This is a genomic window from Lysobacter sp. yr284 (assembly GCF_900107375.1).
Lineage (GTDB): Bacteria > Pseudomonadota > Gammaproteobacteria > Xanthomonadales > Xanthomonadaceae > Lysobacter.
This window is the reverse complement of the sequence record NZ_FNPT01000002.1, coordinates 216,985-237,196: the sequence shown is the minus strand read 5'-3', so window position 1 is coordinate 237,196 and position 20,212 is coordinate 216,985. Positions and strand designations below refer to the sequence as shown.

Sequence of the window (20,212 nt, the reverse complement as noted above, 5' to 3'; positions counted from 1 at the left end):
ACCGCCTTGGCGATAGCGCCGCGGCGCTGGGGCACAATGCCGTCGGCGGCCTTCGCCGCCGGCCTTTCCAGGAGTTTGCGCATGCCCGCCCCGTTCCGTCCGTATGTCGCGCTGTTGGCGCTGAGTCCCTTCGCCGCCGTCGCCGCCGAGCCGGTGGACCTGCTGATCCGCCACGCCAACGTCGTCGACGTAGTCGCCGGCAAGCTGCGCGCCGACCGCCTGATCGCGGTGCGCGGCGACCGCATCGTCGCGGTCGAGCCCGACGCCCGCGCCGCGCGCTACCAGGCGCAGCGCAGCATCGACGCCGCCGGCAAGTACGCGATCCCCGGCTTGTGGGACATGCACGTGCACTTCGGCGGCGGCGACAAGCTGATCGAGGAGAACAAGAACCTGCTGCCGCTGTACGTCGCCCACGGCATCGCCGCGGTGCGCGACGCCGCCGGCGACCTCAGCCCGAGCGTGTTCCAATGGCGCGACGCGATCGCCGCCGGGCGCCTGGACGGCCCGACGGTGTTCACGTCCGGCCCGAAGCTGGAAGGCTACAAGTCGATCTGGCCCGGCGACATCGAAGTCGGCAGCCACGAAGAGATTTCCAAGGCGCTGGACCAGCTGCAGGGCTGGAAGGTCGACTTCGTCAAGATCACCGACAACACCTTGTCGCCGGAATTGTTCATGGACGCGCTGAGCCAGGCGCACGCGCGCGGGCTGCGGGTGTCGGCGCACCTGCCGTTCGCGCTGCCGGTCGACGAGGTCAGCCGCGCCGGCCTGAGTTCGATCGAGCATATCGAGTACGCGTACAAGGCCGGCTCGTCGCAGGAAGCGCAGATCAGCGCGATGGTGCGCCGCGGCGAGATCGACAGCCGCGAAGGCTGGAACCGCATCCAGGCCACGTTCGACCGCAAGACCGCGCTGGCCGCGTATCGCCGCCTGGCCCAGCGCGGCACCGCGGTGACGCCGACCCTCAACGGCAGCTTCGTCACTACCTACCTCGATCGCGACGACCACGCCCACGACGACTACCTGCAGTACATCGGCCCGGGCCTGCAGGCGACGTACGCCTGGCGGGTGGAGCGCGCGGCCAAGGACGACGCCGCGGCGATCGCGCGCCGACACGAGCGTTATGAACGCAACGCCTCGATCCTGCCGCTGCTGCAGCAGGCCGGGGTCAACATCCTGGCCGGCACCGACGCGGGCTTCCTCAATTCCTTCAACTATCCCGGCGTCGGCCTGCACGACGAGATGCAGCGCTTCGTCGACAGCGGCCTGACCCCGTTGCAGACCTTGCAGGCGGCGACGATCAACGGCGCGCGTTTCCTCGGCCAGGACCGGCGCCACGGCTCGCTCGCGGCGGGCAAGGCCGCCGACATCGTCCTGCTCGACGCCGACCCGCTGCGCGACATCGCCGCCACGCGGCGGATCGACACCTTCGTGCTGCGCGGCAAGGTGCACGACCGCGCGGCGCTGGATGCGATGTTGGCGGCGGTGCGCGAGGAGGTCGCCGAGCAGCGCGCGGCGCAGGCGGCTTCGGCGGCGCAGCCGCCGCGCACGGGCGGGCAACGCTGAGGTTCGCGTGCGGGTTTGGCGGGCGGCATGCTGCGGCCCGTCGATCCCGCACGCCGCTTTCGCGCGTCGGTCCGGCGGGAGCTTGAATCCATTTTTTTGCTTTGCCGTTGCTTTGCCGTTGCCTTGCCTTGCCGTTGCCTTGCTGTTGCTCTTGCCGTTCGCCCTGACGTGGCCCCGCCCGAGGCCCATGTTCCGCAGACCCGGAGGGCGCGCGCATGGATGCGCGCGTGCGCCGTAGGGGCAGGATGCCCCTTACGGCGCATCCCGGCGCCCGGTGCTGGACTTGGTGGCTGGTGACTTTAGACAAGCGTTTTTCTTTGGTTACTTTCTTTTGGCGCGCTGCCAAAAGAAAGTAACTCGGCCGCTTGCGGACGAAAGCTGTTGATTGTCGCTTGTCGTCACTCGTCAACGACGGAAGCAGAGTTGCGTATCCGTCTGTAGGAGCGGCGCGAGCCGCGACCGCGACAACGCAACTACGACGAAACTTTCGCAATCGCTGTGGTGGCGCGGTCGCGGCTTGCGCCGCTCCTACAGGGGGCGTGCCGCGGTGGGGTCGGCCTTTATCGCAGCAGCGAGTGACGACAAGCGATGATCCAAAGCTTCCGTCCGCAAGCGGCCGGGTCACTTTCTTTGTCCAAAGCCACAAAGAAAGTAACCAAAGAAAAGGCATTACTGTTTCGAATCAAGAGCCACTAGGTCCAGCACCAGGCGCGGGGCCGCGCCATAAGGGGCATCCTGCCCCATGGCGCGCGTGCGCATCCATGCGCACGCCCTCCGGGGCTGCGGAACGTGTCCTTCGCGTGGGGTTGCGTCCAAGCCAACGGCAACAACGGCAACGGCAACGGCAACGGCAATATCCTGCGGCTTCCGGCTATCGCCGGAATGACGATTCGCGGGAACAATCCACTTCGAATCGCCCCACGACGCACGTTCGCTTCGGGCGACTTCCACCGGCCCGGAACGACAACAGCGCGCGGAAGGCCGTAGCTGAGAACGCGTACCGGCAATCCCGCTGCGACTGCGCCCCCGCTTACGCTTGCACCTACCCCTGCTTGCCCTGCCGGAACTTCTGCGGCGTCGTTCCGCTGAACTGCTGGAACATCGCGATGAACGCCGAGGCGCTGGCGTAACCCATCTGCGTCGCCACCTGCTGCACGCTGCGCCCCTGCTCCAGCAACGGGATCGATTGCTGGAAACGCAGCCGCTGCCGCCATTGGCTGAACGACATGCCCAGTTCGTCGCGGCAGCGCCGGCTCAGGGTGCGTTCGGTGGTGTGCACGCGCTGCGCCCATTGCTCCAGCGTGGTGTTGTCGCCCGGCGCATGCTGCAAGGCGTCCAGGATCGGCCCGAGCAGGCGGTCGTCGCTGTGCGGCACGAAGCGCTGCAGCATCGGCGTGGCCAGCAGCTTGTCGATCAACACCCGCGCCAGGCGCCGGTCGGCGGGGGTGTCGGGGATCTCGATGCCGCGGTCGCACAGGTCCTCGACCCCGGCCAGGAACAACGGGTGCAGGCGGACGATGCCGGGCGCGGCCGGCAGCGCCGGGGTGTAGCGCTCGGCGATGTTGATCAGGCGGCATTTCGCTTCGCGCCGGTTGTGCGAGGTGTGGTCCATGCCGGCCGGGATCCAGGCGGCGTAGCCCGGCGGCGCGAACAAGGGCTCGCCCTCGACCACGAAGGCCATGCTGCCGGACTCCACGAACGCCAGCTGGCCCCAGGGATGCCGGTGCAGCGCGCTCTCGGTGTCCACCGCCAGCGCCTCGTAGCGCAGCAGCAGCGGGCCCGGCAATGAACGGTAGGGGTAATGGAACTGGCGGCTGCGGCGCATTTGTCCGGGCCTCGCTACGGCGTGTCGGGTTATCGGCATATGCCGTCTAGCCGACATTCTAGAATAGCCTGCCCCCACGTTGTGCCGTTGTACGGAAGGATGTTGCGATGCACCTGTTACTGCCGATCCTGGCCACCCTGATCTGGGCCGGAAACACGATCGTCAGCAAGCTCTCGGCCGGCGCGATCGAGCCGGCGGCGATCTCGTTCTACCGCTGGCTGGTCGCGCTGCTGGTGTTGACCCCGGTGATGCTGCCGCGGGTGTGGGCGCTGCGCGCGCAGGTGCGGCCGTACTGGCGCAAGCTGCTGGTGCTGGCCGCGCTGGGCATGGTGCTGTACCAGTCGCTGGCCTACTTCGCCGCGCACAGCGTCAGCGCGATGACCATGGGCCTGGTGGTGGCGGCGATCCCGCCGATGACGATGCTGATCGGCATGGTCCTGCTCAAGACCCGGCCGTCGCCGGGCATGTTGATCGGCGCGGCGGTGTCGTTCGCCGGCCTGACCTGGCTGCTCAGCGGCGGCCATCCGGCGCAGTTGCTGCAGCAGGGCCTGGGCCGCGGCGAACTGATGATGCTGCTGGCCGCGTTCTCGTATGCGCTGTACGGGGTGCTGGTCAAGCGCTGGGCGCTGCCGATCCCCAACGGCGAGTCGCTGTACCTGCAGGTGCTGTGCGGCTCGGTGCTGTTGCTGCCGGGCTTCGCGCTGGCGCCGTCGGTGGCGCTGACCGCGCACAACCTGCCGCTGGTGCTGTACGCCGGCATCCTCGCCTCGACCCTGGCGCCGTGGTTCTGGATGCACGGGCTGCTGCGGCTGGGCACCGACAAGACCGCGGTGCTGATGAACCTGACCCCGGTGTTCACCGCGCTGCTGGCGGTGTGCCTGCTCGGCGAACCGCTGCGCGCGTACCACTGGATCGGCGGCGGGCTGACCCTGCTCGGCGTAGCGCTGGCGCAGTTGCTGCGGCAGAAGCCGGCGCCGGCGCTGCGCACGCAGGAGTGCGCGGGTTGAGTTGAGAACCAGCGACCCGGTTTCCGGCGTGCGACGCAGTCCGGCCGGCGCAGTCGCGGCTCGCGCCGTTCCTGCAGTCGGCGACGCCGCGACACAGCCTTCGTAGCAGCGACGCGAGCCGCGACCGCGAAGCCGCGAAGCCGCGAATGCGACGAAAGTCGGCCTGCGCGCACGCCGCGATGCAACAGTATTGCGGCGATGCGGAGCGCGGCCATACGCCGGCGAACGCGCGGGCTCAGCGCTGTGAGCCGCGTCAAGTTTGCCGCCGGCGCGCGCTGCTACGGTCGCAGCCATGTCGTCGCCACCCGACTGCCCGACCCACATCGTCGTCCGCCCCTGCCGTCCCTCACCGGCGGCGCTGACGTTCGCGCAGCGACGCCGCGCTGCCCGCGCCGCGCTTGCCGGCGCTGCGTCCTGTTCCTTGCGATCGCGCGGTCGATCCGACGACCTCGCGGGCCATGCCGCTTTCGCCGAACGTCCCCGGCGCACGCCGCCGGGACACATGCCGATGCGCGATTGCTGCGGCTGATCCCCCTCGGCCGCAAGCCTGTGCCGGCCGCGGGGGGTGGCCCCCGGCCGGCTTTTTTTATCTGCGGCGTTTCGTCTGCGCTGGCTTCCTTCGGTGCCTGCGGCCTCGCTCGCGCGGTCCGCTGGCTGCGGCACCGGCCCATCGCGCCGCCTCGCACGCTTCAGGCCCCTGCCGCCGCGATGGCGGCCGGCTTGCTCGCGCGCGCGTTACGCAAACTGCGACCGCAACCGGACACCGGGCGCACGCAAGCGCCGGATACTGCACAGGCGCGCGGCGAACGCGCCGCGGACGCACCGAAGTTGCGTTTTCGATACAGACGCAGGCGACAAGGTTTGTTAGTTTGCGCACAGCAACACATTCCGCTCGACGCTGCGAAGGGGCGCAGCGTCCACGGCGGCCCCTCGCCCGCCGCGCCGGCTCCGGCTGCGCCCGCGGAACCGGGGCGCGCTTGAGGCTTCGCGCGGCACCGGCCCCGACGACCTGAAGCACGACACGCGAGCGCACGCTGCGATGCCCCAACGCATCGATCGGATCAAGAACCTGGCCAGCGTCTCGCAGTTCCGCATCGGCGCGCTGCTGGTGCAGCCCGAGCGCCTGACCATCGTCCGCGACGGCCAGTCCACCGCGCTGGAACCGCGCATGATGGAGGTGCTGATCGCGCTGGCCGAGCGCGCCGGCGAGGTGGTCAGCGCCGAGCAGCTGTTGATCGAGATCTGGCGCGGCACCTTCTACGGCGACAACCCGGTCCACAAGACCATCGCCCAGTTGCGCCGGCGCCTGGGCGACAGCAGCCGCGAGCCGGAGTTCATCGAGACCATCCGCAAGCGCGGCTATCGGCTGATCGCGCCGGTGGCTTTTCCCGACGACTACCGCAGCGGCCTGCCGCGCGCGGCGGCGTGGACCCAGGGCAGTCCCTACGTCGGCCTGCGCTCGTTCGACCAGGGCCACGCCGGGGTGTTCTTCGGCCGCAGCCGCGCCACCGCCGAGCTGCTGGCGACGCTGCGCGAGCAGATCGACAACCAGCGCCGCTTCGTCCTGGTCTCCGGCGCCAGCGGCTGCGGCAAGACCTCGCTGCTGCGCGCCGGGGTGCTGCCGCTGTTGCGCCAGGACGGCGGCTTCGACGGCCTGCATGCGCTGGCCAGCGCTTATTTCGACCTCGGCGCCTGCCGCGGCGGCGACCTGCTGGCGCGGCTGGCGCAGGCGCTGTGCGCGTGGTCGCTGGACGGCCGCCCGGTGTTCCTCGACGGCGAGGCGGCGTGGCTGGAGCGACAACTGCGCAGCGCGCCCGACGCGGTGCGCGCGCGCATCGACGACGCCTTCGCCCGCCGCACCGCGGCGCTGGCCGAGCGCGCCCACCTGTTGCTGGTGGTCGACCACGCCGAGGCCGCGGTCGCCGCGCCGGGCATCGACGATGCCGACCGCCGCGACTTCGGCGCCGCGCTCGACGCGCTGTGCGCGAGCGCGCGGGTCGCGGCGATCGCGATCACCCGCAGCGATTTCTATCCGGCGCTGGTGGAGAAAGTGCCGGGCCTGGCCGAACTCAAGGCCGGCGACGGCCACATCGACCTGCTGACCCCGCGCATCGGCGAGATCGGCCAGATCATCCGCGCGCCGGCCGCGCTGGCCGGGCTGAGTTTCGAGGAAGACCCCGACAGCTCGCTGCGCCTGGACGACCTGCTGCGCGACGCCGCCGCCGAGCATCCCGATTCGCTGCCGCTGCTGCAGCACACCCTGCAGGCGCTGTACGAGCGCCAGGGCGACGGCGGCGTGCTGCGGCTGTCGACCTACCGCGAACTCGGCGGCCTGGAGGGCGCGCTGGCGCACCGCGCCGAGCAGGCCTTCGCCGAACTGCCGGCGCCGGCGCAGGCGGCGCTGGAGCGGGTGCTGGCGGCGCTGATCGTGATCCGCCCCGACAGCGACGCGGTCACCGGCCGGCGGGTGCCGTGGTCGAGCCTGGAGGACGCGGCCGCGCGCGAGCTGGCCGAGGCCTTCGTGCGCGCGCGCCTGTTCGTCGGCGAGCTCAGCGGCGGCGAACCCGGCTTCGGCGTCGCCCACGAAGCGCTGCTGCGGCAGTGGCCGCGCGCGCGCGAGTGGACGCGCGAGAACCGGCAACTGCTGCAGGCGCGCGAACGCTTGCAGCGCGCGGCAAAGCGCTGGGCCGCCGAGGGCCGGCGCACCGACCACCTGCTCAATCCCGGCCGGCCGCTGGCCGAAGCGCGCGAGGCCGCGCGCCGCCTGCCCGCCGACCTGGACGCCGACGACCTGCAGTTCCTGCGCGCCTGCGAACGCCAGCAGCGGCGCAAGCAATGGTTGCGCGTCGGCGCGATCGGGACCTTGTGCCTGCTCGCCGTGGTCGCGATCGGCCTGGGCCTGCAGGCCTGGCAGGCGCGGCGCGAGGCCGAGCAGCGCCGCGACCAGGCCCAGCGCCTGGTCGCCTTCATGCTCGGCGACCTGGCCGAGCAGTTGCGCCCGATCGGCAACCTCAAGCTGCTCGACAGCGTCGGCAGCCAGGCGCTGTCCTACCTGGAGCGCATGCCCGAGGCCGACATGCAGCCGCGCGAACTGGTCAGCCACGCGCGCGCGTTGCGCACGGTCGGCGAGGTGCTGATGAACCAGGCCCGCTTCGCCGAGGCGCGCGCCGCGTTCGAGCGCGCGCAGGAGGCCTCCGCGCTCGCGGTCGCCGGCGCGCCGCAGTCGCTGGACGCGCTGGCCGAGTCCGGCACCACCGCCTATTGGCTGGGCTATCACGACTACCAGCAGAAGAAGTTCGACGGCGCGCGCAGCCACTGGCAAGCCTACCTGCATGCGTCCGAGCAACTGGTCAAGCGCGCCCCGGCCGATCCGCGCTGGCGGCTGGAGCTGTCCTACGCGCTCAACAACCTCGGCACCCTGGCCTTCAGCGGCCAGCGCAGCGACGAGGCCGGCGAACTGTTCGCGCGCTCGGTGGCGATCAAGCGCCAGTTGCTGGCCGACAAGCCCGACGACAAGTCGCTGCGCTTCGAACTGGTCGACAGCCTGTCGTGGCTGAGCAGTGCGCAGGACGCGCGCGGCCTGCTGGCTGAGGCCGCGCAGGGCTACGCGGCGCAGACGCAGATGCTGCGCGAACTGGTCGACAGCGAGCCCGACGCCGACGAATGGCGGCGCAAGCTGGCCACCTCGCTGCTGCGCAGTTCGGTGCTGGCGCTGGACCGCGGCGAAGCGGAGCAGGCCGAACGCGAGAGCGCCGAGGCCGTGCGCATGCTCGCTTCGCTGGTCGAGCAACAACCCGACAACAAGGTGTGGCGGCGCAACCTCGGCCACGCCTACGCCCATGCCGGCTGGGTCGCCTCGATGGCCGGCGCGCGCGAGCGCGCGCTGGAGCGGCTGCGCGCGGCGCAGCGCACGCTGGCGCCGATCATGCGCGAGACCGATCCGCCGCCGGAGTGGCGCCTGCTCGATGCGACGGTGCGCCTGCGCCTGGTCCAGGCCGATCCGCGCGCCGGCATCGGCGCCGCCGACGCCGCCATCGCCGATCTGCAGGCGCTGCAGCGCAACGCGCCGGCCGACATCCCCAACCTGTCCAGCCTCGCCCGCGCGCTGGCCTGGCGCGGCGAGCGCTATGCCGCCGCCGGCGAGGCTGCGCGCGCGCGCGCGGACTTCCGCCAGGTCGAGGGCCTGCTCGCCGACGCCGTCGCCGACACCCGCGACCGCATCGTCCTGGACGCCTGGTCGCGCTGCCAGGTGCACCTGGGCGAGCGCGCCGACGCGGCGCGCCAGATCGCCTGGCTGCAGCGCGCCGGCTACCGCAATCCCGGTTTCGTGGCCCTCTACGAAACCGCTCCGCAGCCACCATGACCACAGGAAACCCCATCATGGCCAAGAAAGACTCCGCCAAGTCCGCCAAGCCGGCGGCGCCGGCGATCGCCGACAAGTACGCGCGCAAGCACAAGGCGCACAAGCCCGACAGCAAGTACCCGACCCACCGCATCGAGCTGACCGTGGCCCACGTCGGCTTCGGCGGCAACGCCGGGCGGGGCCACTACTTCTACAGCTTCGCCCCGGACGTGGTGACCTTCCAGGGCGGCCCGGTCTGGATCGAGTACGCGTTCCAGGCGCAGGTCCAGGAGCGTTTCGAGATCGTCAACGTGCTGACCTCCGACGCCTTCAAGCAGATCGGCGAGCCGGAGTTCGAGTACGACAAGGAAGGCAACAAGGACGTGCGCAAGGTCTTCTTGTTCAACAAGAACTCGGTGTCCACGCTGATCTTCTTCACCGTGCTGGTGCGCGACCGCCAGAGCAACTACAACGACGTGGAACTGATCTCCTGCGATCCGCAGGTCGGCAACGACCCGCAGATCACCCCGAACAAGAACAAGGGCAAGGGCAAGTAAGCCCCGCGTCCGCGCCTTGGGGCGGGCGGCGCGCGCGCCGCCCGCCGCGACGGCAGCCCGCGCCGCCGCGCCGTGCGCCGCGGCCCGCCGCTCGCGCCGGCGCCGGCGTCAGTTGATCGTGCAGAAATTCGCGTAGTGGTCCGGCGTGTAGTAGCGCGCCGCGACCACCTTCTTGGTCCCGTCGTTGACCAGGTACACCAGCCGGCGCTGGCCGGCGGCGCCGGTGTCCTGGCGGATCTTGCCTTCCCAGTACACCTGGCCGCGGCCGGCGTTGGGCAGCTTGCCCTCGTTGTTGGAAAAGACCTGCACGTCCATGCCGTTGCGCCCGCATTCGGCCACCGGGTCGGTGGCGGTGATGCAGAACGACATGGTGCGCATGGCTTCCTTGATGTCCGGCGGCAGGCTGGTGCAGGCCTTCGGCGCGGCCGCGGCGGCGCTGCCGGCGAGCAGGCACAGGCCCAGCGCGAACGCGGCGCGATCGACGTAGTTCATGGCGGTTCTCCTCGAACAAGGTGGGACCGCGGCGGTACGGCGGCGCGCCTGCGCCGCCGCCCGCGCGGGGGTCACTTGGCGGCGATCTCGCAGAACGCCTTGAAGTTGTCGCCGGTGTAGTAGCGCTTGCTGATCGGCTTGCCCTTGGCGCCGACGGCGAGGTTGTAGACCAGGCCCTGCGGCGAACCCAGCAGCGCCGGCGAGGCGCGCCAGTACTGCGCGCCGATCCCGCCCAGCGGCGGCAGCAGGCCCTGGGCGTTGTCGTAGACGCGGGCGTTGAGCTTGGACTTGAGGCAGGCCTTGGCCGGGTCGGCGGTGCGGGCGCAGACGTCGAAGTCGCGGATCATGGTCTGCACGTTCTTGGGCAGGTCCTTGCAGGCCGGCAGCGGCTCGGCCGCCAGGGCCGGGACGGCGGCGAGCGCGAGGGCGGCGGTCAGCGACCACTTCACGAGGGTGGCGTTCATGGGTTTCTCTCTCCGGGAGTAAAGGTGCGCAAGACGGTGGGCCTGCGCCGGCCCGGCCCGCGGATCGGACCGACGGATCCGACCCGTCCAGGCGGGGCGGCCGGCGCGAAGCTGCGGCAACGGCCGCGACCCCACCTTGGCCGCGCGGCCGCGCCGGCACCTTCCGGCAACCTTACGGTCGCGCCCCTTCGCGACCCCGGTCGCAGATGCCGGTGAGGCCCGGTAGGGCGGCGGTGAGCGCGCGGTAAGCAGCCGTGAGCCTGGGCCGCGGGCCGCGCGGCGGCCGCCTGCGGGCTGCCGGCCGCCGCGCGAAGGCGCTGCCGACGCATTCGCAAGCCATTGAAATAAAAGCGCTTCGCGCTCCGTAAGGTTGCCGTAAGGCGCGCCTGCCGGCCGGCGCGCAGCCTGCGCGGCAACGGATCGCCGCACGCCGCGATCCGCCGCCTCGACGCCCTACCGGGCCCGCGGCCCGCGGCGCGCAAGGCCAGGCAGGAGCGCACCATGTCCGAATTCGAGCCCCCTTACTCCCACGTCGGCGAAGCGTCGCCGCCGGCGCTGGAGGCGCAGGACGAGGAGACCGGCCCGTTGTCGCAGTTCCGCCACGGCGCCCAGGACCGGCGCCTGCTGGAACTCGCCCGGCTCGACGCCGGCCTGGCCGCCAACGCCGACTTCGACGACAAACCCTGGGGCCTGCTGTACCGCGCCCTGGTCGATTCGATGGGCCTGTCGCCGGACGACTTCCAGCTGATCTATCCCAGCGTGCCCTGGGACTGGCCGTGCCCGCAGGCCGGCTTCGTCCACGCCGCCCAGTACGACTTCTGCGCCACCGCGCCGCAGTGGAGCGCGATCGGCGCCTACGTCTCCAGCGGCGACACCGTGCACCAGGCCTACCAGCAGTTCCTCAACACCGCGCTGGCGCAGACCGACTACCGCAGCCTGCGCCAGCACCTCAACGACGCCGACGACGCGCTGACCACCGCCACCAACCAGTACACCCTGGCCAGCGCCTCGGCCGCCTCGGCCTACGCCGCCCAGGTCGAGGACAACCAGCCCAGCTTCACCCAGTGGCTCGGCAGCGAGCGCGGGCGCGGCCATCAGGCGCGCATCGTCGCCGCCCAGGCCGGGATGAACCGGGCCCAGGCCCACTACGCCGCGCTGGCCGCGCAGTGCCAGTCGCCCGGGCTCGGCCAGGCCCAGCGCCGCTGCGGCGACGAGCGCTTCCACGTGCGCCTGTCCGACCTCAACCTGATCCGCATGCCCAAGGTCCCGGACTGGCGGCTGGCGCGCAGTTGCGACGAATGGGTCGCGCAGGTCGAATCCGGCCGCGGCCCGGCCGGGGTCACCCTGGGCTTCAGCAACCGCGAGGCGCCCTACGACTTCGCCCAGACCTGGGCCGGCCGCCGCGGCCGCATCCGCCAGTTGTTCTGGCAGGTGCGCATCAACGGCCGCTGGGAGCGCATCGACGAATTCGAATTCGACAACAAGCTGGAGCTGTCGCTGGACTTCCAGGCGGTGGACACCATCGCCATCCGTCCGGGCGAGTGGTTCGACGGCGAGTTCGCCCGCTCGATGATCGACGGGCCGTTCATGCCCGGCTACAGCGCCTTCGGCGGCGACACCGTGGAAACCCGCGGCCAGCCGGTGTTCGGCGAGCGCGGCTTCTTCGGCTTGATGAAGAACGGGGTGTGCGTGGGCTACCGGCCCTCGTTCGCGATCCGCACCAGCACCTCGACCTTCCGCCGCTTCGCCGACCCGTTCAAGGCCGCGACCGGGCTGCGGATCGGGCCGTTCGTGTTCGAGGCCGAAGGCGGCAGCCTCGCCGCCGGCTGGAGCGCGGACCCGGCGACGCAGACGTTTTCCGGCGCCACCACCTCGCGCAAGCCGAGCATCGTCGGCGCGACCGTGGCCGAACTGCCCAACGCGGGAGGCTGACGGCGAACTACAGCGCGGCCGGTCGCGACCGGCCGCAAGGAGCAAGCATCGGCCCGCTTCGACCGCCACCCCAGGGCGGTCCAGGCAACGCATCCGGCGCCTCCGCCTGCAACGGGCGGCGCGCCCCGGGCCGATGGGGGACCGGCTTGCAGGAGCCGGTCCCGGCGATCCGGCCGGTGCGCGTCAGTCAGGGGGCCGACGCGCACCGGCCGGAGCTTGCACGATGCAGGGGATGAGCGAGGCGAACAGCGGCGCGACGTTGGCGCCGCAGCAGGGCCAGGTGTGCAACGCGAACGAACACGCCGAATCCGCAGCAAGCACCGGGCCTGAAGGCCCTCCCACAAGGACGTGCGCGCTACGCGCGCCGCCGCTGACCGGACCTCCCCAGCGGTTGTGGGAGGGCTTTCAGGCCCGGTGCTTCGGTTCGATCGTCGCGCCCCGACGCGGCGCCGGCGCGTTTCGGCCGGCGCCGTCAGCGCAGGATCATCGTCGTCAGCACCAGCCAGATCGCCGCGGCGATCCCGGCCATCACGCCGGCATCGAGGTCGCGGTCGCGCCACGCCCGCCAGCCCACCGCGGCCAGCGACGGCACCCCCGCCAGCACCATCGCCGCGCCGAACCAGCGCGTGCGCGGCGGCACCGACGAGGCCAGCAGATAGCCCAGCGTGTCCATCGCCCACATCGGCAGCGACATCACCCAGGCGGTGGCCGGCGCCAGCACCAGCACGGTGAAGAACGCCAGCACCAGCGACTTGACCAGCGGGAAGCGGGTCGGCGCGCGCATGTGCCAGCGGTAGTTGGGCCGGCGCCAGCTCATGCGCGCACCAGCCGGCGCGGGATCGCGATCACGAACACGTAGCACAGCGCGACGAAGCCGGCGCCGAGGAAGGTCAGCAGGATCAGGTTCATCCAGCCGTCCAGCGGCGTGCGCGTGGCCGTGCGCAGCGACTCGTAGAAGCGCTGCACGTGGCTGGCGCCATAGCCGAACGCCAGCGGCGCGACCAGCGCGGCCAGCGCGCGCAGGCGTCCGGCCAGGCGCGCGCGCCAACCGCTGCGCGACGGCGCCGGCGCGCCCGGCGGGCCGGCCGGCGGCGCGTAGTAGGGATTCCATTGCATCGGCGGTTGCGGCCGCGCCACCCGCAGCCGCGGCGCCGCGGTCGTCGCCGCTTGCGCCGGCGCGGCCGGACGCGCGGTGCGCCACCAGCTGCGCGCCTGCGGCTGCGGCCGCGGCGCGTGCGCGTGCGGCCCCGGCCGCGGCCGCGTCGCGGCGGTGCGCGCGGTGGCGTTGAGCAGGTCGTGGCGCACGCAGGCCGCGCAGGGCTGGCCGGGGTAGTGCTGGTGCTCGCGGTTGTTGGCGCAGATCACGATCAGCCCGCGCGAAGGCTGGGCGTAGGCGCGCAGGCATTCGCTCCACTGCGACGAACTCGGCCGCTGCGAAGGATCCTCGCCGAAGGCGCGGTCGAACAGGTCGCGCAGCTCGCGCGGCATCAGCGCATGGCCGCTGACCGGGTTCGGCGCCATCATCGGGTTGCCGCGCTGGGAATAGGCGTAGCAGCGCTCGCGGATGCGTCCGGGCACGTCGGTCGGCACCCGGTCGTAGGCGGGCCGGCCGCTGTAGGGATGGATGCCGAAGTTGAGCAACTGGAAGATCACCACCGCCAGGGCGAAGCGGTCCTGGGTTTCCTCGCCGGCCTCGTCGAGCGGGCGCACCTGGTATTCCGGCGCCAGGTAATCGGGCGTGTACTGCGGCGCGTGGAAGCGGCGGCCGCGGCCCTGGATGCTGAAACCGTCGCAATCCAGCAGCGCGATGTACAGCGAGGCGCGGTAGAAACGCAGGTTGACCGGCTTGAGGTCGACCACGTAGTGATGCTGCGCGTGCAGCGCCGCCAGCACCGAGGCCAGGTTCGCCGCCAGGGTGACCTTGTGGCCGAGCCCGACCGGCAGCCCGGCCGCGCGCGCCTGGCGCTCCTGCAGGATCTGCTCCAGCTCGGAGGTGGCATCCACGTCCAGCGCCGGCATGGCGAAGCCGACGAAGCGGCCCTGCGCATCGCGCACGGTCGCGTCGGGCCAGGCGATCTGCACGTAGCGCTTGCCGTCCTCGTACTGGTCGGGCAGCTTCGGCCGCAGCTGCAGCATCGCCTCGATGCGGTCGGTGTAGCTCGGCGGATCGACCCGCGCGTGGTAGATCTTGGCCACGCTGCGCGGATCGTCGCCGAGCAGGTAGACGCTGCCGGCGCCGCCGCTCTTGATCAGCGGCCCCAGGCGCGTGGCGCGCGAGCCGATGAGGATGGGACTGCCGGTGGTGAGGCTGCTCATCGCCGGCGTTCTCAGCCCCGCAGCGCGATCAGCAGGGTCTTGTCGTCGGAAGTGATGCCGTGCGTGCGCGGATCGGCCAGGGTGCCGTGCAGCGCGCGGCTGCCGGTGTCCTCGTCCACCGAGGCCAGGTAGCGCGACACCGGATCGATGAACGGCGCATACAGCGCGGCGTTGCCGCGCGCCATCGCGAACGGCATCGCGCCGTCGGACATCAACGCCAGGCGCGCGGTCGGCGCCGGCACTTCGAGCAGGCGCAACTGCTCGCGCCAGCCTTCGCCGGTGACGAACCAGGTCTCGTTGGCGTACTCGCCGTTGGCCGGCAGCGACACCACCGGCGCCGCGGCGTCGGCGGCCTCGGCCACGCCGATGCCGTCGCCGATGTGCAGGAACCAGCCGCGCTGCGCGTCGCCGGCGTAGCCGACCACGGTCGCGGCGTAGTCGCCGAGCGCGCGGCCGTCGGCGTCGGCGCGCTCGACCAGCGCCGCGCGCGCCTGCGCGACGGCCTCGATCGCGGCCTCGGCGAAGCGCTCGCGCGGCCCCGCCAGCAGTTCGGGTTGTCGCGCCAGCCGCTCGCCCAGCGCGCGCGCCAGCGCGTCGGCGATCAGCCGCGCGCCGATGTCGCTGCGCGCGGCCGAGCCGGCGCCGTCGCAGACCACCGCGGCCAACAATTCGCCCTCGACGTGGAACGCGCACGCGTCCTGGCAGGGAATGCCCTTGTCCAGGTGCGAGGTGCCGACCGCCGATGCGGCATAGATCCGCCAGCCCATGCGCGCCCCGCTCAGGTCGGGACCGAGGACCAGGTGTCGGTCGAAGGCAGCTGCGCAGCGCCGCCCGGACGCGACTGCGAGACCACCTGCATGCTCGCGCTCAGCCACAGGAACAGCTCGCGGAACTGCAGCCCCTGCAGGCGCTTGACCCCGCCCGGCCCCTTGCTGCTGAACTGGCTCATGATGCGCTCGTCGCCCTGCCCGACCGCGATCGGGAAGATCGCCACCTTGTTGGCGGTTTCCGCATCGCGCGCGCGCTGCGCCGAAGCCTCCCACGCGTCGGTGGGGGCGCCGTCGGACATCAGGAACAGCCACGGACGGGTGTAGGCCACGCCGGCCGCCTTGAAGCGCTGCTTCTCGCTCTCGATCTCGCTCAGGGCCAGGTCGATCGCGCGCCCGGTCGGGGTGGTGCCCGCCGCTTCCAGCACCGGCGCGGTGAAGTCCATCGCGTCGCACCAGTCGCCGGCCGGCTCGGCCTGGTCGAAGCCGCCGTAGCGCACCACCAGCACGCGCACCCGCTTGGCCGCGATCACGTCGCTCTTGAGTTCGTCCTCGAGCAGCTTCAGGCCTTCGTTCAACTGCTGCATCGGCGGGCCGGTCATGCTGCCGGAGCAGTCGAGCACCAGCACCAGCGGAGTGCGCTGCTCGGTGTTGTCGACCAGGGCGACGTCGGGGATGGCGGTCTCGTTCATGACATTCCCTTGCTTTGACTGAACCGGGAGTATAGCCAGCGCGGGGCCGGACGGGCCATCGCGCACAACCGCGGCGCGAACGCCGCCACAGGTCGGCGCCGCGGTCGGCGAACCGTCACCGCACTGCCATACGCCCGCAGCACGCTGCCGAAGCGGTACTGCCCACCGCATCCCCCAGCCTCCGCTCCCCTGCGGACCTTCGCCCGGATCGCCATGACCGACCAACACGACACCTCGCGCCGCGGCTTCCTGCGCGGCGCCGCCGGCGCGAGCGCCGCCGGCCTCGCCCTCAACCTGTTCCCGCCCTCGATCCGCAAAGCGCTGGCGATCCCCGCCGCGCGCGTCACCGGCACCCTGCACGACGTCCAGCACGTGGTGGTCCTGATGCAGGAGAACCGCTCCTTCGACCATTACTTCGGCGCGATGCGCGGCGTGCGCGGCTTCGGCGACCGCTTCCCGATCCCGCTGCCCGGCGGCAAGCCGGTGTGGCGCCAGAGCGACGCCAACGGCCGCGAAATCCAGCCCTGGCACATCGATACGAAGACCACCAGCGCGCAGCGCATCGGCGGCACCCCGCACACCTGGCCCGACGCCCAGGCGGCCTGGAACAACGGCAAGATGGACCAGTGGCTGCCGGCCAAGACCGAGCGCTCGATGGGCCACTACGTGGAAGCCGACATCCCGTTCCAGTACGCGCTCGCCAACGCCTTCACCCTGTGCGACGCCTACCACTGCTCGCAGCTCACCGGCACCAACCCCAACCGCCTGTTCCTGTGGACCGGCACCAACAACCCGGCCGCCGACCGCGGCGGCCCGGCCATCGTCAACACCTTCGACGATTCCGGCCCGGCCGGCGAAGGCTATTTCTGGACCACCTACCCCGAGCGGCTGGAACGCGCCGGGGTGAGCTGGAAGCTGTACCAGGACATGGACGACAACTTCTCCGACAACCCGCTGGAGGGCTTCCGCCAGTACCGCGCGGCGGCGCCGGGTTCGGCGCTGGCTTCAAGGGCGCTCAAGACCTGGACGCTGGACGACTTGGCCGCGGACGTGCGCAGCGGCAAGCTGCCGCAGGTATCGTGGCTGGTCGCGCCGGCCAAGTATTCCGAACACCCCGGCCCGTCGGCGCCGATCTGGGGCGCCGACTACACCGCGCGCGTGCTCGATGCGCTCACCGCCGATCCCGATGTCTGGGCGCGCACCGTGCTGATCGTCAATTTCGACGAGAACGACGGCTTCTTCGACCACGTCCCGCCGCCGGCGCCGCCGGCGCTGGACGCGCAGCGCAAGCCGATCGGCGGCTCCACCGTCGAGCTGCGCGGCGAGCACCACTTCGCCCGCACCGGCCCCTCGCACGGCACCTCGGCCGACCCGGCGGCCTACTACGACCGTCCCTACGGCCTGGGCCCGCGCGTGCCGATGTACGTGATCTCGCCGTGGAGCCGCGGCGGCTGGATCAACTCGCAGGTGTTCGACCACACCTCGGTGATCCGCTTCCTGGAAAAGCGCTTCGGCGTGATCGAGCCGAACATCAGTCCGTGGCGGCGCGCGGTGTGCGGCGACCTCACCACCGCGTTCAATTTCGAGAACCCCAACCGCGAGCCGATCCCGACCCTGCCCTACACCGGCGACGCCGACCGCATCGTCGCCGAGCAGAGCAAGCTGCCCGCGCCCAAGCCGCCGGCGACGCCGAGCGCGGCGCGGCAGGACGCCGGCATCAAGCCTTCGCGCGCGTTGCCGTACGACCTGCACGTGGGCGAACGCTTCGACCGCGACGCGCGCGCGCTGCGCCTGAGTTTCGGCAACAGCGGCCGCGCCGCCGCGGTATTCCACGTCTACGACCTGCTCGACCCGGACGCGGTGCCCCGCCGCTACACCGTCGAACCCGGCCGCTCGCTCAACGGCGACTGGCCCCTGCGCAGCGGCGGCGAGCGCGCCTACGCGCTGCAAGTGTTCGGGCCGAACGGCTTCTACCGCGAATTCCGCGGTTCGCTGCACGGCGCCAACCCCAGCGCGACCACGATCCCCGACCTGCGCGTGCGCCACCGCAAGCTGGTGCTGGCCTTGCGCAACCCCGGGCGCAAGCCGCTGCGGCTGGAACTGGTCGACCAATACGGCCTGTACGACCGGCGCCTGGAGCGGCTGGGCGCAGGCTCGCTGCGCTACCGGCCGGTGCGGCTCGACGAAAGCTGCCAGTGGTACGACTTCGTGCTGACCGACGCGAACGATCCGGAGTATTACCGGCGCATCGCCGGGCGGGTGGAGACCGGCGAGCACGGGATCACCGACCCGGGCTTGCTTTGAGTTTTCGTTGATTTGGCTGCGAGTGCCGTGCGCCGAATTTTGCTGTTGCTGTTGCTGTTGCTGCCGTTGTTGTTGCCTTTCGCTTGGACGAAACCCCACGCGAAGGACACGCTTCGCAGCCCCGGAGGGCGTGCGCATGGATGCGCACGCGCGCCATGGGGCAGGATGCCCCTTATGGCGCGGCCCCGCGCCCGGTGCTGGACCTGGTGGCTCTTGATTCGAAACAGCAATGCCTTTTCTTTGGTTACTTTCTTTGTGGCTTTGGACAAAGAAAGTGACCCGGCCGCTTGCGGACGGAAGCTTTGGATGGTGGCTTGTCGTCAAACGCACGAACACGCAAAGACCGAACCCGCCGCGGCACGCCCCCTGTAGGAGCGGCGCAAGCCGCGACCGCGCCATCGCAGCGATTGCGAAGGTTTCGTCGTAGTTGCGTTGTCGCGGTCGCGGCTCGCGCCGCTCCTACAGTCGGATACGCAACTCTGCTTCCGTCGTTGACGAGTGACGGCAAGCGACAATCAAGAGCTTTCGTCCGCAAGCGGCCGAGTTACTTTCTTTTGGCAGCGCGCCAAAAGAAAGTAACCAAAGAAAAACGCTTTTCTAAGGTCACTAGCCACCAGGTCCAGCACCGGGCGCCGGGATGCGCCGTAAGGGGCATCCTGCCCCTACGGCGCACGCGCGCATCCATGCGCGCGCCCTCCGGGTCTGCGGAACATGGGCCTCGGGCGGGGGTGCGTCAGAGCGAATGGCAACAGCAACAGCAGCAACGACAGCAATGGCAAAAGCACCACCCGTCCATCGCTTCCCGCAGCGTCAATCCAACACCCGCCCCTTGCGCCAATACCCCATGAAACTGATCGCCGACTTCGCGAACCCGCGCTCGCCGACCAAGTGCCGCCGGATCGCCATCACCGCCCCCGCCTCGCCGGCGATCCAGGCGTAGAAGCCCGAAGCGGTCGCCGCCGCCTGTTCCCACAGGATCTCGCGGTCCACATCCACCTCCGCCAACGCCTCGCCGCCCTCGTCCGCCTGCGCCGGCGTCAACTGCGCCGCGCGGATCGCTTCGACCAGGCGCGTGCCGTAGTCGGCCGGCGGTTCGTCGCGCCGTTCGGCGCGCGGCAGCCAATGGATACGCATGTCGCCCGGGCCGACCAGATCGACCACGTCGGCGCGCAGCGGCACTTCGATGTAGGCGCGCACTTTCGGCGGGCGCGGCTGCGCGGCCAGCGATTCGAGGATGCCGGCCACCGCCGGCAGCGCGGTCTCGTCGGCGATCAGCAGCACCTCGCGTACGTCGGCCGGCGGGCGCCATTCGACCCCGCCGCTGTCGTCCTGGCTGGCGTGCGGCGCCAGCAGCAGCACCCGGTCGCCGGGGCGCGCGCGCAGCGCCCAGCTCGAGGCCGGGCCGCTGTCGCCGTGGGCGGCGAAGTCCACGTCCAATTCGGTCGCGCCCGGCCGCAGCGCGCGGATAGTGTAGGTGCGCATCGGCGCGCGCTGCGCTTCGTGCTGGTCGCGATAGCGCGCGTACCAGTCCTCGCCGCGCGGCACGCTGAGCTCGCCAGCGGCGTTGGGGAAGAAGATCTTGATGCGCTGGTCCGGGCCGAAACTGCGCGCCTGCGCCAGCGACGGGCCGGCGAAGACGAAGCGCAGCATCGACGGACTCAGCTCGATGCGCTCGCGCACCGAGACGTCGAACAGATGGAAGGGAACGCGTTGGGCCATGGCGGTTGCTCCTGCATGAGCGTATGCACATGGCTGGGAGCGCGTGGCGCGGCCTGGCTGCCGGTGCGGCGCCGTGCGCGCCGCGGTGGCTACAGCTTAGTCGCCGATGCCAGGCCTGGGCTTGCCGGGCTTGGCCGATGGCGGGCATCCGAATGTAGGAGCGGCGCGAGCCGCGACTGCGGGGTTGCCCGTTTGCGCCGTAAGCCACGGTTCGCGGTCGCGGCTCGCGCCG

At 71.3% G+C, this 20,212-nt stretch carries 14 protein-coding genes; 6 read left to right on the top strand and 8 right to left on the bottom strand.

The features are described from left to right. Nucleotides 1-81: 81 nt before the first annotated feature. Nucleotides 82-1,563 carry an amidohydrolase family protein gene (locus BLV01_RS06100; RefSeq protein ID WP_091795353.1) on the top strand — a complete coding sequence of 494 codons (1,482 nt, stop codon included), beginning with the start codon at nucleotides 82-84 and terminating at the stop codon, nucleotides 1,561-1,563. 1,042 nt (nucleotides 1,564-2,605) lie between these two features. Here the strand turns inward: BLV01_RS06100 and BLV01_RS06095 are convergent. Further along, nucleotides 2,606-3,388: a helix-turn-helix domain-containing protein gene (locus tag BLV01_RS06095; protein ID WP_091795350.1), complete on the bottom strand. Its 783-nt coding sequence runs from the start codon at nucleotides 3,386-3,388 to the stop codon at nucleotides 2,606-2,608. A 107-nt stretch (nucleotides 3,389-3,495) separates the two neighbouring features. Here BLV01_RS06095 and BLV01_RS06090 point away from each other — a divergent pair, with 107 nt between their 5' ends. The 3 genes from BLV01_RS06090 to BLV01_RS06080 all read left to right on the top strand — a co-directional run bounded on the left by BLV01_RS06090 (nucleotide 3,496) and on the right by BLV01_RS06080 (nucleotide 9,294). Next, nucleotides 3,496-4,395, top strand: coding sequence for a DMT family transporter (locus tag BLV01_RS06090; RefSeq protein ID WP_091795347.1), 900 nt, complete (start codon nucleotides 3,496-3,498; stop codon nucleotides 4,393-4,395). A 1,039-nt stretch (nucleotides 4,396-5,434) separates the two neighbouring features. Next, a complete protein-coding gene (locus BLV01_RS06085) occupies nucleotides 5,435-8,758 on the top strand; it encodes an nSTAND1 domain-containing NTPase (protein ID WP_091795344.1) in 3,324 nt (1,107 codons plus the stop codon). 17 nt (nucleotides 8,759-8,775) lie between these two features. Continuing rightward, a complete protein-coding gene (locus tag BLV01_RS06080; protein ID WP_254782527.1) occupies nucleotides 8,776-9,294 on the top strand; it encodes a hypothetical protein in 519 nt (172 codons plus the stop codon). A gap of 108 nt (nucleotides 9,295-9,402) precedes the next feature. On the opposite strand, the gene BLV01_RS06075 is transcribed toward BLV01_RS06080, so the two are convergent. Beyond that, the gene (locus BLV01_RS06075; protein ID WP_091795341.1) at nucleotides 9,403-9,786 is read right to left on the bottom strand and encodes a ribonuclease domain-containing protein; all 384 of its coding nucleotides are present in this window, start codon (nucleotides 9,784-9,786) and stop codon (nucleotides 9,403-9,405) included. Nucleotides 9,787-9,857: 71 nt separating this feature from the next. Continuing rightward, nucleotides 9,858-10,250 (bottom strand): hypothetical protein, encoded by a 393-nt coding sequence (locus BLV01_RS06070; RefSeq protein WP_091795338.1) that lies wholly within the window; start codon nucleotides 10,248-10,250, stop codon nucleotides 9,858-9,860. A gap of 501 nt (nucleotides 10,251-10,751) precedes the next feature. Between BLV01_RS06070 and BLV01_RS06065 the strand changes: the two genes are divergently transcribed. After that, a complete protein-coding gene (locus BLV01_RS06065) occupies nucleotides 10,752-12,182 on the top strand; it encodes a hypothetical protein (RefSeq protein WP_091795335.1) in 1,431 nt (476 codons plus the stop codon). A 472-nt stretch (nucleotides 12,183-12,654) separates the two neighbouring features. On the opposite strand, the gene BLV01_RS06060 is transcribed toward BLV01_RS06065, so the two are convergent. The 4 genes from BLV01_RS06060 to BLV01_RS06045 are packed head-to-tail and all read right to left on the bottom strand — an operon-like array spanning nucleotide 12,655 to nucleotide 15,957. Next, the gene (locus BLV01_RS06060; RefSeq protein ID WP_091795331.1) at nucleotides 12,655-12,999 is read right to left on the bottom strand and encodes a hypothetical protein; all 345 of its coding nucleotides are present in this window, start codon (nucleotides 12,997-12,999) and stop codon (nucleotides 12,655-12,657) included. Continuing rightward, the gene (locus BLV01_RS06055; RefSeq protein ID WP_091795328.1) at nucleotides 12,996-14,498 is read right to left on the bottom strand and encodes a hypothetical protein; all 1,503 of its coding nucleotides are present in this window, start codon (nucleotides 14,496-14,498) and stop codon (nucleotides 12,996-12,998) included. Before BLV01_RS06055 ends, BLV01_RS06060 begins: the two co-directional genes overlap by 4 nt. A gap of 11 nt (nucleotides 14,499-14,509) precedes the next feature. After that, nucleotides 14,510-15,265: a PP2C family serine/threonine-protein phosphatase gene (locus BLV01_RS06050; protein WP_091795325.1), complete on the bottom strand. Its 756-nt coding sequence runs from the start codon at nucleotides 15,263-15,265 to the stop codon at nucleotides 14,510-14,512. Between the two features lie 11 nt (nucleotides 15,266-15,276). Further along, on the bottom strand, nucleotides 15,277-15,957 hold the full coding sequence (locus BLV01_RS06045) for a vWA domain-containing protein (RefSeq protein WP_091795322.1): 681 nt from the start codon (nucleotides 15,955-15,957) through the stop codon (nucleotides 15,277-15,279). A 213-nt stretch (nucleotides 15,958-16,170) separates the two neighbouring features. Between BLV01_RS06045 and BLV01_RS06040 the strand changes: the two genes are divergently transcribed. After that, entirely contained in the window at nucleotides 16,171-18,261 is a 2,091-nt protein-coding gene (locus BLV01_RS06040) for a phosphocholine-specific phospholipase C (protein WP_091795319.1), read from the top strand. 810 nt (nucleotides 18,262-19,071) lie between these two features. Here BLV01_RS06040 and BLV01_RS06035 read toward each other — a convergent pair. Continuing rightward, the gene (locus BLV01_RS06035) at nucleotides 19,072-19,980 is read right to left on the bottom strand and encodes a siderophore-interacting protein (protein WP_091795316.1); all 909 of its coding nucleotides are present in this window, start codon (nucleotides 19,978-19,980) and stop codon (nucleotides 19,072-19,074) included. Nucleotides 19,981-20,212: the final 232 nt, after the last annotated feature.